Here is a 13,972-nt window from a genome sequence, read left to right as displayed (position 1 = left end):
GCAACGATGAAAGCCCTTGCCCCCACCTCCGAGGCCGAACTGGCCGAGATGGTCGCCTCCGCCTCCGAGCCGCTGCGTATTCAGGGCGGCGGCACACGCCCCATCGGCGTGCCGGTCAACGGACAGCCGCTGACAACCTCGGGCCTCTCGGGCGTAAACCTTTATGAACCCGGCGCGCTGACGCTGGTGGTCCAGGCCGGCACCCCGGTCGCAGAGGTGCGCAAGACCCTGGCCGCAGAGGGCCAGCGCCTCGCCTTCGAACCGATGGACCATCGCGGCCTCCTGGGCACGACCGGCGAGCCCACCATCGGCGGCGTCTTCGCCGCCAACGTCTCGGGGCCCCGCCGCATCCAGGCCGGCGCCGCGCGCGACTTCCTCCTGGGCGTGCGCTTCGTCGACGGGCAGGGACAGGTCACCCGCAACGGCGGGCGCGTGATGAAGAACGTCACCGGCTACGACCTCGTCAAGCTGATGGCGGGTAGCTACGGCACCCTTGGGGTGCTCACCGAACTGGCGCTCAAGGTCTTGCCCGCGTCGCACCACACCGCCACGATCACGCTCTCGGGTCTCGACGACAGCACCGCCGTCACCGCTCTCTCCCGCGCGCTCGGCTCGCCGTTCGAGATCACCGGCGCCGCCCACCGCCAGACCGGGGACGGTCCCCAGACCTGCCTGCGGATCGAGGGCTTCGAGAAATCCGTGGCCTATCGCGCAGGTCAACTCCGGACCCTTCTGGCCGACCTCGGCACCGCCGAAATCGAGACCGACCCCGACGCCAACGCCACCCTGTGGCAGGACATCCGCGACGTCGCCTGTTTCCACGACGGTCCGGGCGATATCTGGCGCCTCTCGGTCAAACCCTCCGACGCGCCCGGGATCACAGCGCAGATCGACGGGGCCGAGGCGCTTTACGACTGGGGCGGCGGCCTCGTGTGGCTGCGCGTGCCGCAGGACACGGGCGCCGACACCATCCGCACTGCCGTCAACGCCACTGGCGGCCACGCCACGCTGATCCGCGGCAACCGCGCGGGCGGTGTCTTTCAGCCGCTCTCGCCACCTGTCGCAGCACTTCAGGACGGGCTGCGCGCGCGCTTCGACCCTCGCGGCATCCTCAATCCCGGCCTTATGGGTCGCGCCGCATGATCGACGCCCTGCTCTTTGCCCTCGGCTTTCTCGCCGGGCCGGTCATCTTCTGGGTGCTGGCCAGGCAGATGCCCACGCGGCGCTATGTCACCGCGCTCTGGGCCGTCTCCGTCGCCCTGATTGCAGGCGCCTTCGTCCTGCGCCAATGGGGCGGCGCGCACGGCGCTTACGGCGCGCTTGCCGTCGTGCTGCTGGTGTGGCTGGCCTGGATCACCGTCCTGTCGCTGGTGATGCTGGCCATACGCACCAGCGCGCTGCCGCAGCGCCCCCGCCGCATCGCCTATGGCGTGACCGCCGCCGCCACCACCCTGCCCTGGTTCGGGCTCTACACCGCACAGATGATTGCCGACTGAATGAAAACAGAATTCACCGCCGAACAGCTCAAGTCCCCCGCCATCCAGCGCTCGAACGAAATCCTGCGCTCCTGCGTGCATTGCGGTTTCTGCACCGCCACCTGCCCCACCTACCAGGTGCTGGGCGACGAATTGGACAGCCCCCGCGGCCGCATCTACCTCATCAAGGACATGCTGGAAAACGACCGCGACCCGGATCGTGAGACCGTCAAGCATATCGACCGCTGCCTGTCCTGCCTCGCCTGCATGACGACCTGCCCCTCGGGCGTGCACTACATGCACCTTGTCGACCACGCCCGCGAATATATCGAGGACCGCTACCAGCGCCCGATGTTCGAACGTGTCCTGCGCTGGACACTGGCGCGCATCCTGCCCTACCCGAACCGATTCCGCATCGCCATGCTGGGCGCGAAAATCGCGAAACCCTTCAAATGGGCCCTCCCCGACGCCCGCCTGCGCGCGATGGTCGAGATGGCCCCCAAGAATGTCCCGCCCGTCAGCCGCAATGACGACCCGCAAACCTTCCCGGCCAGGGACAAGCCGGTGAAACGCGTCGCCCTGATGACCGGCTGCGCGCAAAAGGCGCTCAACACCGACATCAACGACGCCACCATCCGCCTGCTCACCCGGCTCGGCTGCGAAGTCGTGGTTGCCAAGGGCGCCGGATGCTGCGGGGCGCTGACGCACCACATGGGCAAGACCGGCGAAAGCCACGCCACGGCGGCCCACAACATCCGCGCCTGGACGGCCGAGATGGATGGCGACGGCCTCGACGCCATCGTCATCAACACCTCCGGCTGCGGCACCACCGTCAAGGATTACGGCCACATGTTCCGCACCGAGCCGCTGGCCGACGACGCTGCCCGCGTCTCGGACATCGCCATGGATGTCTCGGAACTGCTGATGCAGCTCGACCTGCCCGAGGGCACGCCCCGCGACACCCGCGTCGCCTATCACGCCGCCTGCTCGCTCCAGCATGGCCAGCAGATCAAGACCCACCCCAAGACCCTGCTGAAGAAGGCTGGGTTCGAGGTGGTCGAACCGGCCGACGCGCATCTTTGCTGCGGCTCGGCGGGCACCTACAACCTGATGCAGCCCGCCATCTCCAAGCAGTTGAAAACACGCAAGGTTCAGACGCTCGAGGCCAAGTCACCCGACATCATCGCCACCGGCAATATCGGCTGCATGATGCAGATCGGCTCAGGCACCGGCGTGCCCGTCGTGCACACCGTCGAACTGCTCGACTGGGCCACCGGCGGACCGAAACCGCCCGCGCTGCGGCAATAACCCCGGGCCAGCCCTATTTTCGACATATTGCGCCGGTAGCACGCTTTCAAATCAAGCGAGGCACCCGGTTTGTTCGACAGAATGCGTTTCACAGGGCTGGTCGTGGTCCTGCTCTGGTCCATGTCGCCTGCGACCGCGCAGGATGCCATGCTCCAGCGGCTGGACACCACCGATGACGGCCGCCAGTGGCAGGCTGTGGGGCGTATCGACATCGGCGGCAGCGGCTTTTGCACCGGCGCCCTGATCGCACCGGACCTGGTGCTGACCGCCGCCCACTGCCTGTTCGATGCCACGACGGGCAAGCCCGTCGACACCCAGCAGATCGAGTTCCTGGCCGGCTGGCGCAATGGCCGCGCCACCGCCTATCGCTGGGTCCGCCGCGCCGTGGTGCATCCCGAATACGATTACTCCAACCGGATCGACGCCGCCCGCGTGCGCAACGATATCGCGCTTCTGGAACTGCATCATCCCATCGCCAAGTCCGGCGTCGCCCCGTTCCTGACCGACACCCAGCCGCGCAAGCATGAACGCATCGGCTTGGTCAGCTATGCCCGCGAACGCTCCGAGGCGCCGTCGCTTCAGGATATGTGCCAGGTCCTGGAAAAGCGCAGCGGCGTGCTGGTGATGTCCTGCGACGTCGACTACGGCGCGTCCGGCTCGCCGGTCTTTTCCTTCGATGACAAGGGCGATCCGCGGATCGTCTCTGTGGTCTCCGCCATGGCCGAGATCCACGGCAAGAAGGTCGCGCTGGGGGCCTCGCTCGACCGCCCCCTCGCCATGATGCGCGATGCGCTCGACAGTGGCGCCCGCCTGGAAAACCAGGCCCGGTCCGAGATGTTCTCGACCGGACAGAACCGCGACACCGGGGCAAAATTCGCCTCTCCGGACCTGGACTGACATGATCCGCCGCCTGCTGTCTCTGTCTGCCCTTGTCGCGAGCGTCGCCCTGCCGACCCTGGCCACGCCCAGCGAGTTGATCCGGCTGACCGACCGCGACGACCTGCTGGGGTGGGAGGCCGTGGGCCGAGTCGACCTCGGGCAGGACAGCTATTGCACCGGCACGCTTATCGCGGACAACCTCGTGTTGACGGCGGCCCATTGCGTCTTCGACAAGCACGGCGCACCGCTACTGCCCGAGCGGATCGTCTTCCGCGCCGGGCTGCGCGACGGGGCCGCCATCGCCGCGCGCAACATTCGCCGCTACGTGGTGGCCGACGGCTATGCGCCCTCCGACGGGATGTCGGCGGACAATATCCGCCGCGACGTCGCCCTGCTGGAACTCAGCATCGCCATCCCCACCGCCACCGCCAGCCCCTTCGCGCTGCACATGAACCCCACCCGTGGCGATGACGTCAGCGTGGTGTCCTATGGCCGGCACCGCGACGACGCCTTGTCATGGGAGCGGGAATGCGATGTCCTGCGCCGGGGCCAGGGCCTGATTTCCTTCGACTGCAACGTGACCTTCGGCTCGTCCGGCGCGCCGGTGTTCTCGGATGGCGGGTATCGCGCGCGGATCGTCAGCCTCGTGGTCGGCGGCCGCAAGACCGAACACGGAACCACCATCGCCTACGGCATGGAACTGCCCGACACGGTCGACGCCCTGAAACGCAAGCTGCGCGCGATGCCCAGCACGTTTCCGACCAGCACAGGCATACGCCGCAACAGCGCCAAGACCGTGCTCTTTCCCCCCACCGGATCGAACGGCCAAGCCACCGCGGGCACGCATCCCGGTCCGAAATTCGCAAAACCCTGAAGCGTTTCGCCTGTGACCCGAGGCATCGGCCAGGCGACGCGCGCGACGATTGGATGTTGCACCGCGTTTCAAAGCCGCACGGAGGTCTTGAAACCGGGTTTTTCGCTCCCCAAATAACGGTCGTCCGACGCCGCGTCGCGGGTCGGACATGACCGCCTGTCCCATCCGGGAAGGCACCCACATAGGTATCGCTCAACGGAGGATTCCAATGCGTAACTTTGATCTTGCCCCGCTCTACCGGGCATCCATCGGGTTTGACCAGATTGCCGACATGATGGACCGCGTCCTTGCCGGTGACGTCAATCACCCCACCTACCCCCCTTACAACATCGAGAAAACGGCCGACGATGCCTACCGCATCTCCATCGCCGTCGCCGGTTTCAGCGATGACGAACTGTCGGTCGAACTGCGCGAAGGCGCGCTGATCGTCTCGGCCCGCAAGGCCGAAGAGGATGGTGACCGCACCTACCTGCATCGTGGCATCGCGACCCGCGCCTTCGAGCGCAAGTTCCAGCTGGCCGACCACGTCAAGGTCACCGGCGCGACCCATACCGACGGGATGCTGCATATCGACCTGGTGCGCGAAGTGCCCGAGCGGCTGAAACCCCGCCGCATCGAGATCGCCAGCGGCACGTCCACGCAGAAAGACGTCGTCGACGCCGAAACTGTCAACTAAACGACAGATCCTACCGCGCGAAACGCCCCGTGGCAGCCACGGGGCGTTTTTCGTTTCCAAGCCGCGCGATTGCCAGACCGCGGGATGGCGACCAAGATTTGTTCAGCTCACTTTATCCTCGCCTCCTCCGCAAGGCCTCCGATCAAAGCACCAACGTCACCCAATCGCCAGCCCGTCCGGGCGGTCTGGCGATAGCGCGGCGGCCTTCGGCCTTGACTCCGCGCGGGGCCTCTCACCGAGACAGGCTTTCCGCCAGCCGCATCAGCTGCACCGCCTCGGCCCGATAGCCGAACGGGTCCTCGCCCTTCGCCCCATTGGCCAGCGCAATCGCATCCGCATACCCCCAATCACCAAGATACGTCTCCCCGCGCAGCAACTGCCCGAACCCGGCAATCGCCGCCGCAAACCGCGCCTCAGAACCAGCCCCGCTACCCTCGACGATGGCCTGCTCGATCAGCCGGCTCTCATCCTCACCGGGCGCCTTGTACCGCAGCTTGAAATACCCAAGCTCATCGGCCTCTCCGCTGACCGCCTCCGCCTCGCCATAGCGCAGCGCGTCACTCATCTGCGCGGGCGAGCCCACCGGCGTGATCTCGTAAAGCGCCGTCACCTGGTGCCCGGCCCCGATATCACCCGCATCCACCCGGTCGTTGTTGAAATCCTCCCGCCGCAGCGCACGCGTCTCGTACCCGATCAACCGGTATTCCACGACCGCCGCCGGGTTGAACTCCACCTGGATCTTTACGTCGTCGGCAATCGGGTACAGCGCCCCGCTCACCTGGTCGACCATCACCTTCTGCGCCTCGGACAGCGTGTCGATATAGGCCGCCTGCCCGTTCCCGTTCTGCGCCAGCGCCTGCATCGTCGCATCGTCCAGGTTGCCGCGCCCGAACCCCATCACCGACAGGTAGGTGCCGCTCTCGCGCTCTTGCGCGATATAGTCCGTCAACGCCTCCGGGTCGCTGATCCCCACATTGAAATCCCCGTCCGTCGCCAGGATCACCCGCGACACCTCGCCCTCGGCGCCCATTTCCCCGGCCAGCGCATAAGCCTGCTGCAATCCCGCCTGCCCGGCGGTCGAGCCTCCGGCCTCCAGCCTGTCCAGCGCGCCCAGGATCGTCTCGCGCTCGGTCGCCGGTGTCGGCGCCAGCGCCTTCCCCGCGCTGCCCGCGTAGGTCACGATCGCCACGCTGTCCCGCTCGGTCAGCTGCGGCAGCATCAGCGCCAAGGACTGCTTCAACAACGGCAGCTTGTTCGCCGCCTGCATCGACCCGCTCGTGTCGATCAGGAAGACAAGGTTCAGCGGCGGGCGGTCCGCCACGGGGGGGACCTCGCCCTGGATCGCGATATGCACCAGCTTCGTGTCCGGGTTCCACGGCGTGTCCGTCACACTCACCGTCGGCTCGAACGGCGCGTCACCCTCGGGCGCGGCATAGTCATAGGGGAAATAGTTCACCATCTCCTCGATCCGCACCGCCTCCCGCGGCGGCAGGTATCCCGCCCGCAGCGATGACCGCACAACACCATACGAAGCCGTATCCACGTCAATGGAAAACGTCGACACCGGCTCTTCGCCGGTGATCTTTAGCGCGTTCGGCGCGGCCTCGGGAAACGCCTCGGTATCGCTTTCGGGCAGGACCACCCCGTCATCCGCGTCCGGCTGCGCGATGCCCCCGACCGGCGTCGTGTTCGCCGCGCTCCCGGCATATCCCTCCGCATCGGACAAAGCTTGCGACTGCATCGCCTGCGGGGCCATCTGCCTCTGCTTTGCAACGCCTGACTCCGGCCGCGCCACCTGCGGCGACGGCATCGGCACCGGCCGGGGCGCCTCGGCCTCCGGTGCCGGCTCGGCCGGGGCGACGTCCAGCACCATCTCCTCCGCCGCTTCCTGCGCAGGCGCTTCCCGCCGAACTGCATCGGCCATGTCGCCATCGGCTTCCGTCACCACCGGCTGCGCCCCGCGCAGCGCCGGCGCATCCTGCCAATCCGGCACGACCACGACCATTCCCAGCGCCACCAGCGCCGTCGTCGCCGTCAGCGCCCCGCGCGTATTCATCCGCATCAACATATCCGTCACTCCTCTGATGAGCCCCTTTCCCGGGCGATCAAAGGTTTGACGCGCGCCGTCCCGCGCGTCTTGGAGATCGGCAAAGTTTTTCCGCGCCAACGCCAGATCCGCCGCTTTCCTGTCGGCATCCGGCTTCGGCGTCGCGGCCCGCATCATGGCCTTGAGATCGTCGAGGTCGTCGCTCATGCGTCCTCCTCTCGCGCCCGCATCGCGCGCAGATGTTTCTTGGCCTCCGACACGCGCCACCCCACCGTGCCGCCCGAGATGCCCAGCACCTCGCCCGCCTCGGCATGGCTCATGTCATCGAGCACCAGGGCCAGCGTGTCCCGCAACTCCTCCGGCAGGGCGCGCATCGCTTGTGTCAGCCAGTCGACGGCCTCCGCCACCTCCGCATCCGCCGCCCGCCGGTCCACTTCCCAGTCGCCCCAGCCTTCGGAATACTTCGCCCGTGTCGCCGCCCTGCGCCGCCGGTCATGGGCGGCATTCACCACCACCCGCCACAGCCACGTGGTAAACTTCGACGCCCCGCGAAACCCGCCCAGCTTCCCCGGCAGCGCCGCACACACATCCTGCGTCAGGTCCTCCGCCTCGGCCCGTGACCCGGTCAGCCGAAAGGCCAGACGGAACACGCCATCGTAATGCCGCTCGACCAGGGCCGAGAACGCCGCCGCGTCACCATCTGCGGCCGCCTGGGCCAGGGTTTCGTCACTGACTGTCATGCGCATCACGATTGTAGGACGCCGCCCGAGCGTCAATCCTTGGCGATCCGTGGAACTTTCTTCACACCGTCATCCCCGACTTGATCGGGGATCTCTTTGCCACAGAAATCCTCGGGTCAAGCCCGAAGCTCCGCGTAGGGTGGGATTTCATCCCACCTTGACGGGATTTCATCCCACCTGTCGTGCTCCTTAAAGAGCCCCGACCCGCTCCAGCACGGCCTTCAGATCGGCCCGGCCCGCATCGCTCAGCCCGTCCTGCGGCGGCAGCGGCGCGCCCACGTCGTAGCCCTGTAATTCCAGCCCGCCCTTCACGCAGGCCGCAAGGTTGTACTTGGCAAACGCCTGATTCAGCGCCCACAGCTCGCGCTGCAACTCCATCGCCGCCTGGTACTGCCCGACCTTGCACAGCTCATAAAGCTTCACGCTCTGCTTCGGCACGATACACGCGGGCCCGGCCATCCAGCCCTTGCCGCCGATCAGCATCACGCAGGCCGGGATATGCGCCGACGCGGCAAAGATATCCAGCTTGTCGCCCACCCGGTCCATGATCGACAACAGCCGCCCGGTGTTGCTCGACGCGTCCTTCAGACAGCGGATGTTCTCCACCTCCGCCAGTTCCGCAATCAAGGCCACGCTCAGGTCACTGCGCTGGAAATTCGGGTTGGTGTAAATGACAATGGGCAACTCAACCGCCGCCGCTACGGCGGTGAAATAGTCCTTGATGCCCGCATCGCTTACCGGGAAATAAGCCTCCAGCACCGCGAGGATCCCGTCACAACCCATCGCCGCGAACTCCCGCGCCTGCCGCACGGCCTCGGACGTGGTCGTCGCCGCCACGCCGGCCACCACCGGCACACGACCGTCCGCGGCGGCCACGACCGTCTCGACGATATCGCGCTTCTGCGCCCAGCTGAGATAGGCGAACTCCCCCGTCGACCCCAGCGGAGTCAGCCCATGCACCCCCGCGTCGATCAGGTCGTCGCAAAGCCGGGTCAGAACCTCCCGGTTGACCCGGCCCTCGCCATCCAGCGGCGAGACGAGATAGGGAAAGACCCCGTGAAACCCGCCGTCCATGCCGTGCCTCACACGCTCATGCAGACGTATTTCAGCTCCAGGAAATCCTCGATCCCGTGGTGGCTGCCTTCCCGGCCCAGCCCCGATTGCTTGACCCCGCCGAACGGCGCCACCTCGGTCGAGATGATCCCGGTGTTCACGCCCACGATCCCGTATTCCAGCGCCTCGGCCACCTTGTAAACGCGGCTCAGATCCTTGGCGTAGAAATAGCTGGCAAGGCCAAAGATCGTGTCGTTCGCCATGGCGATCACGTCATCCTCGTTCTCGAACTTGAACAAGGGCGCCAGCGGCCCGAACGTCTCTTCCTGGCTCACCTTCATGTCCTGGGTCACACCCGTCAGGATCGTCGGCTTGAAGAAATTGCCGTCCATCTCGCCATCCGCGCCGCCCAAGATCACCGTGCCGCCTTTCGATTTCGCATCCTCGATATGCTCCACGACCTTCTCCGACGCTTCCGGGTTGATCAGCGGGCCGAGTTCGACACCCTCTTCCAGCCCGTCGCCCACCTTCATCTTGCTGACCCGGTCCTTCAGCTTTTCGGCGAAAGCGTCATAGACCCCGGCCTGCACATAGATCCGGTTGGCACAGACACAGGTCTGCCCGTTGTTGCGGAACTTGCACATGATCGCGCCTTCCACGGCGGCATCCACGTCGGCGTCATCGAACACGATGAAGGGCGCGTTCCCGCCCAGTTCCATCGAGCATTTCATCACCTGGTCGGCGGCCTGCCGCAGCAGGATGCGCCCCACTTCCGTGGACCCGGTGAAGGTCAGCTTGCGCACGTTCGGGTTCTCGCAGAACTCCTTGCCGATGTCCGACGACCGCGACGAGGTCACGATGTTGAACACCCCCGCCGGGATGCCCGCCCGCTCGGCCAGCACACCCATCGCCGTCGCCGACAGCGGCGTCTCCGCCGCCGGACGGCCAACGAACGCACAGCCCGCCGCCAGCGCGGGGGCCGCCTTGCGCGTGATCATCGCGTTCGGGAAGTTCCAGGGCGTAATGGATGCGGCCACCCCGATCGGCTGCTTCAGCACCATGATCCGCTTGTCGCGCTGGTGGCCGGGGATCATCTCTCCGTAAACCCGCTTGGCCTCCTCGCCGAAGAACTCGATGAACGACGCGCCATAGGCGATCTCGCCCTTCGCCTCGGCCAGCGGCTTGCCCTGCTCGGCGGTCAGGATCGTGCCCAGGTCGTCCTGGTGCTCCATCATCAGGTCGAACCACTTGCGCAGCACGGCGGCGCGCTCCTTGCCGGTCCACTTGGCCCACTCCTTCTGCGCCTTGGCGGCGCCCGCGATCACGTCGGCCACCTGTTTGCGGTCAAGGTCCGCCACATTGGCGATCACGTCGCCCCGCGCCGGGTTCACCACCTCGAACGTGGCGCCATCCGTGCCGTCGACCCACTTGCCCCCGGCATAGGCCTTCTCGGCCAGCAGATCGGGATCCTTCAAAAGCGATTTCAGGTTGGTGGCAGTATCGAGCATGGCGCATCCTCCGGCAAAAACTGTTGCTCATGGCAAAGCATCTGGGGCACGGAATGTCTAGGGCCAGACCGAAGGAGAAAATCATGAAACTGGACGACGCCTATGCCAACGTCCCCTACATCCCCGGCGGCGAGGGTTACCCGCCCCGCTGGGCCGCCGAAGCCGCCGCTTTCCGCGAAGCGCGCCCGCGCGAGCGTGACGATCTTGGCTTGCCCTACGGCGACACACCGCGCCAAGCCTACGATATCTTCCGCCCCGAAGCCGCGCCCGAAGGCACGCTCATCTTCGTGCATGGCGGCTACTGGCTCCGCTTCGACCGCAGCTACTGGTCCCACTTCGCCACCGGCGCGCTGGCCCGTGGCTGGTCCGTCGCCATGCCCTCCTACGACCTTTGCCCCGATGTCCGCATCGCCGACATCACCCACCAGATCGCCCGCGCCATCCGGACCATCGCGGGCACGACCGATGGCCCCCTCGCCCTTGCCGGTCACTCCGCCGGCGGCCATCTCGTCTCGCGCATGGCCCAGCCCGGTCTCCTGCCGCCGGACCTCACCAAACGCATCACCACGATCACCCCGATCTCCCCGGTCTCCGACCTGCGCCCGCTGCTGCAGACGTCGATGAACGACCAGTTCCAGCTTACCGAAGCCAGCGCCGCCGCCGAAAGCCCGGCCCTCATGACCGACCGCCTCGCCATCCCCACCCGCATCTGGGTCGGTGCCGAGGAACGCCCCGTCTTCCTCGACCAGGCCCGCTGGCAAGCCGACGCCTGGTCCTGCCCCCTGCGCATCGACAAGGGCCGTCACCACTTCGACATCATCGACGCCCTCAAGAACCCCGAAAGCCCCCTGATGCGCGATATCCTCGGCTGACCCACCCCGGCTTTTTCTTGCCGAAAATACTCAAATCCCGCCGCGCGCCACGCGCCCGACGCGATGGTCCTGCGTAGGGTGGGTGAAAACCCACGCGTCCCCCCGCCTCATCCCTGACCGAACCGCTCCACCCAACACGGCACCCCGTCCCTCTCCGCCGGACGTGCCGCAAAAACCGCCCTCGCAATCGCCCGCGCCACGCAACTCGCCGCCGCATGTCCCAGCGCCAACTGCCCCGCCACGTCCGGTGCCTCCCCACGCCCCGTGGCCGCGGCAAAGATCAGATCCCCGTCCATCGGCGTGTGCGACGGCATCAGCGCCCGGGCATAGCCGTCATGCGCCGCCACCGCCATCCGCGTGCACTGCGCCTGGGTCAGCGTCGCATCCGTCGCCACGACCCCGATCGTCGTCGCCGCGTGTTGTCCCAGCTTTGTGCGCGGCTCCTGAACGTCGCCGAACCTCCGCGCCACGCCCAATCCGCCAAATTCGCCCTCCATCTCGAACGGCGCCGCCCAGAACTCTCCGCGCTCGCCCGCCACGGCGGACCCCAGCGCGTTGACCGCCACCAACGCCCCCACCGTCACGCCCGACGCCAGCACGACCGAGGCCGAGCCAATTCCACCCTTGAAATCCGCCGTCACCGCACCCGCGCCGGCGCCAAACGACCCCAGTTCGAACACCTCTCCCCGCGCCGCCAGCGCCGCGCGCCCCAGCCGCTTGTACGGGTTCTCCCCCCAGTCCTTCTCCCCGCCGTTCAGCAGGTCGAACAGGATCGCCCCCGGCACAATCGGCACGCGCTGGTCGCCCACGACGAACCCGCGCCCCTCGGCGCGCAGCGCGTCCGCCACGCCCGACGCCGCATCCAGGCCAAAGGCCGACCCGCCCGACAGCACCAACGCATCGACCTCCTCGACAACCTTGTCCGGCGCCAGAAGGTCCGTCTCCCGCGTCCCCGGCGCCCCGCCCATCACATGCACGCCCGCCGTGAAAGGCGTATCGCCCACCACCACGCTCACCCCGGTCTTCACCGCCGCATCTTCGGCCTGCCCCACCAGTATCCCCGGCACATCCGTGATCAGGTTCCGCTTGCCCGGTCTTGCCGTCATGTTCCGTTCCCGTCCTCGCAATGTCGCAATCCATCTTGCCAGACCAGCCCCGCTCTGCAAGAACAGCTTCAGACCCGCGGGCGATGGCGTCGCCCCAACCACGGGTTTTTACCCCAACAGTCCTGAACGCCGGGACCTTTCTTTTTGCAAGGAGGGTCACACGATGACTGCACCCCAAATCCAGACAGACCTTACGGGCGCACGCCCCGAATTCTACCGCTTCCACAACGGCGAAAAGGCCCCGTTGCCCTTCGCCGCGTCCGAATACGATCAGCGCCTTGCCGGCCTGCGCCGCATCATGGCCGACACCGGCGTCACCGCCGCCGTCTTCACCTCGATGCACAACATCGCCTACTATTCGGGCTTCCTCTACTGCGCCTTCGGGCGGCCCTACGGCCTTGTCGTGACGGCGACAGACAGCGTCACCATCTCGGCGGGCATCGACGCGGGCCAGCCCTGGCGCCGCTGCCATGGCGACAACATCACCTATACCGACTGGCAGCGCGACAATTACTGGCGCGCCATCGGCTCCGTCACCGGCACCGGCGGCGTGATCGGCTTTGAGTCCGACCACATGACGCTTCAGCAGCGGGACAAGCTCGATCACTTCCTCGCCCCGGCAAAGGTGATCGACATTGCACCCCACACCATGCGCCAACGTATGGAAAAATCCCCCGCCGAAATCGCCCTCATCCGCCAATGCACCGCCATCGCCGACGTGGGCGGCCACGCCATCCGCGGCGCGGTCCGCATCGGCACCCGCGAAATTGACGTGGCCATGGCCGGGCGCGACGCGATGGAACTGGAAATCGCCCGCCGCTTCCCGGATGCCGAATACCGCGACAGCTGGGTCTGGTTCCAGTCCGGTCTCAACACCGACGGCGCGCACAACCCAGTAACCGCACGGGCCATCCAGCGCGGCGATATCCTGTCACTCAACACCTTCCCGATGGTCTCGGCCTATTATGTGGCCCTCGAACGCACCATGTTTGCGGCCGAGGTCGATGCCGCCTCGCTCGCGATCTGGCAGGCCAACATCGCCGCGCACGAATACGGCATGTCCCTGCTACAGCCCGGCATCTCCTGCGCCGAGGTCACGCACAAGATCAACGCCTTCCTGGCCGAGCGTGACCTGCTGCAATACCGCACCTTCGGCTATGGCCACAGCTTCGGCATCCTGTCGCATTACTACGGCCGCGAGGCGGGCCTCGAGCTGCGCGAGGATATCGACACCGTGCTGAAACCCGGCATGGTCATCTCGATGGAACCGATGCTGACCATCCCCCAGGGCCAGCCCGGCGCCGGCGGCTACCGCGAACACGATGTACTGGTCATCACCGAAAACGGGAACGAGAACATCACCGGCTACCCCTACGGGCCGGACTTCAATGTGGTCGGCTGAAACACGAAAACGCCCCCCGGAAAAATCCCGGG

13 protein-coding genes are annotated in these 13,972 nt (G+C 66.7%); 8 read left to right on the top strand and 5 right to left on the bottom strand.

The features are described 5' to 3' along the window. Positions 1–6: 6 nt before the first annotated feature. The 6 genes from glcE (at position 7) to FIU89_RS00545 (ending at position 5,212) form a co-directional block, all read left to right on the top strand. The gene (glcE, locus tag FIU89_RS00570) at positions 7–1,143 is read left to right on the top strand and encodes a glycolate oxidase subunit GlcE (protein WP_152490806.1); all 1,137 of its coding nucleotides are present in this window, start codon (positions 7–9) and stop codon (positions 1,141–1,143) included. Then, positions 1,140–1,496: a hypothetical protein gene (locus FIU89_RS00565; protein WP_152490805.1), complete on the top strand. Its 357-nt coding sequence runs from the start codon at positions 1,140–1,142 to the stop codon at positions 1,494–1,496. Before glcE ends, FIU89_RS00565 begins: the two co-directional genes overlap by 4 nt. Further along, entirely contained in the window at positions 1,497–2,783 is a 1,287-nt protein-coding gene (glcF, locus tag FIU89_RS00560) for a glycolate oxidase subunit GlcF (RefSeq protein WP_152490804.1), read from the top strand. A gap of 81 nt (positions 2,784–2,864) precedes the next feature. Next, complete coding sequence (locus tag FIU89_RS00555; protein WP_152490803.1) at positions 2,865–3,680, top strand: serine protease; 816 nt, start codon at positions 2,865–2,867, stop codon at positions 3,678–3,680. Between the two features lies 1 nt (position 3,681). Continuing rightward, positions 3,682–4,536: a serine protease gene (locus tag FIU89_RS00550; RefSeq protein ID WP_172977979.1), complete on the top strand. Its 855-nt coding sequence runs from the start codon at positions 3,682–3,684 to the stop codon at positions 4,534–4,536. Positions 4,537–4,744: 208 nt separating this feature from the next. Next, positions 4,745–5,212, top strand: a complete 468-nt coding sequence (locus tag FIU89_RS00545) for an Hsp20 family protein (RefSeq protein ID WP_152490801.1) — start codon at positions 4,745–4,747, stop codon at positions 5,210–5,212. Between the two features lie 232 nt (positions 5,213–5,444). Here FIU89_RS00545 and FIU89_RS00540 read toward each other — a convergent pair whose 3' ends face one another. The 4 genes from FIU89_RS00540 to FIU89_RS00525 all read right to left on the bottom strand — a co-directional run bounded on the left by FIU89_RS00540 (position 5,445) and on the right by FIU89_RS00525 (position 10,560). Next, entirely contained in the window at positions 5,445–7,466 is a 2,022-nt protein-coding gene (locus tag FIU89_RS00540; RefSeq protein ID WP_152490800.1) for a VWA domain-containing protein, read from the bottom strand. After that, entirely contained in the window at positions 7,463–7,999 is a 537-nt protein-coding gene (locus FIU89_RS00535) for an RNA polymerase sigma factor (protein WP_172977978.1), read from the bottom strand. Before FIU89_RS00535 ends, FIU89_RS00540 begins: the two co-directional genes overlap by 4 nt. Positions 8,000–8,188: 189 nt before the next feature. After that, a complete protein-coding gene (locus FIU89_RS00530; RefSeq protein WP_152490798.1) occupies positions 8,189–9,073 on the bottom strand; it encodes a dihydrodipicolinate synthase family protein in 885 nt (294 codons plus the stop codon). 8 nt (positions 9,074–9,081) lie between these two features. After that, positions 9,082–10,560 carry an NAD-dependent succinate-semialdehyde dehydrogenase gene (locus FIU89_RS00525; protein ID WP_152490797.1) on the bottom strand — a complete coding sequence of 493 codons (1,479 nt, stop codon included), beginning with the start codon at positions 10,558–10,560 and terminating at the stop codon, positions 9,082–9,084. A gap of 83 nt (positions 10,561–10,643) precedes the next feature. Between FIU89_RS00525 and FIU89_RS00520 the strand changes: the two genes are divergently transcribed. Next, on the top strand, positions 10,644–11,432 hold the full coding sequence (locus tag FIU89_RS00520) for an alpha/beta hydrolase (RefSeq protein ID WP_152490796.1): 789 nt from the start codon (positions 10,644–10,646) through the stop codon (positions 11,430–11,432). A gap of 107 nt (positions 11,433–11,539) precedes the next feature. Here FIU89_RS00520 and FIU89_RS00515 read toward each other — a convergent pair whose 3' ends face one another. Beyond that, complete coding sequence (locus tag FIU89_RS00515) at positions 11,540–12,538, bottom strand: P1 family peptidase (protein ID WP_152490795.1); 999 nt, start codon at positions 12,536–12,538, stop codon at positions 11,540–11,542. A 163-nt stretch (positions 12,539–12,701) separates the two neighbouring features. On the opposite strand from FIU89_RS00515, the gene FIU89_RS00510 reads away from it, so the two are divergent. Beyond that, on the top strand, positions 12,702–13,940 hold the full coding sequence (locus FIU89_RS00510) for an aminopeptidase P family protein (RefSeq protein WP_152490794.1): 1,239 nt from the start codon (positions 12,702–12,704) through the stop codon (positions 13,938–13,940). Positions 13,941–13,972: the final 32 nt, after the last annotated feature.

Source organism: Roseovarius sp. THAF27 (assembly GCF_009363655.1).
Classification (GTDB): domain Bacteria; phylum Pseudomonadota; class Alphaproteobacteria; order Rhodobacterales; family Rhodobacteraceae; genus Roseovarius.
Note: the sequence above shows the minus strand (reverse complement) of the source record. Positions and strands in the feature narration are given on the sequence as shown.

Bases quoted from the DNA above. Each gene is read 5' to 3' on its own strand.
- glcE (WP_152490806.1), top strand. From the start codon at position 7: ATGAAAGCCCTTGCCCCCACCTCCGAGGCCGAACTGGCCGAGATGGTC.
- FIU89_RS00565 (WP_152490805.1), top strand. From the start codon at position 1,140: ATGATCGACGCCCTGCTCTTTGCCCTCGGCTTTCTCGCCGGGCCGGTC.
- glcF (WP_152490804.1), top strand. From the start codon at position 1,497: ATGAAAACAGAATTCACCGCCGAACAGCTCAAGTCCCCCGCCATCCAG.
- FIU89_RS00555 (WP_152490803.1), top strand. From the start codon at position 2,865: ATGCGTTTCACAGGGCTGGTCGTGGTCCTGCTCTGGTCCATGTCGCCT.
- FIU89_RS00550 (WP_172977979.1), top strand. From the start codon at position 3,682: ATGATCCGCCGCCTGCTGTCTCTGTCTGCCCTTGTCGCGAGCGTCGCC.
- FIU89_RS00545 (WP_152490801.1), top strand. From the start codon at position 4,745: ATGCGTAACTTTGATCTTGCCCCGCTCTACCGGGCATCCATCGGGTTT.
- FIU89_RS00540 (WP_152490800.1), bottom strand. From the start codon at position 7,466: ATGAGCGACGACCTCGACGATCTCAAGGCCATGATGCGGGCCGCGACG.
- FIU89_RS00535 (WP_172977978.1), bottom strand. From the start codon at position 7,999: ATGACAGTCAGTGACGAAACCCTGGCCCAGGCGGCCGCAGATGGTGAC.
- FIU89_RS00530 (WP_152490798.1), bottom strand. From the start codon at position 9,073: ATGGACGGCGGGTTTCACGGGGTCTTTCCCTATCTCGTCTCGCCGCTG.
- FIU89_RS00525 (WP_152490797.1), bottom strand. From the start codon at position 10,560: ATGCTCGATACTGCCACCAACCTGAAATCGCTTTTGAAGGATCCCGAT.
- FIU89_RS00520 (WP_152490796.1), top strand. From the start codon at position 10,644: ATGAAACTGGACGACGCCTATGCCAACGTCCCCTACATCCCCGGCGGC.
- FIU89_RS00515 (WP_152490795.1), bottom strand. From the start codon at position 12,538: ATGACGGCAAGACCGGGCAAGCGGAACCTGATCACGGATGTGCCGGGG.
- FIU89_RS00510 (WP_152490794.1), top strand. From the start codon at position 12,702: ATGACTGCACCCCAAATCCAGACAGACCTTACGGGCGCACGCCCCGAA.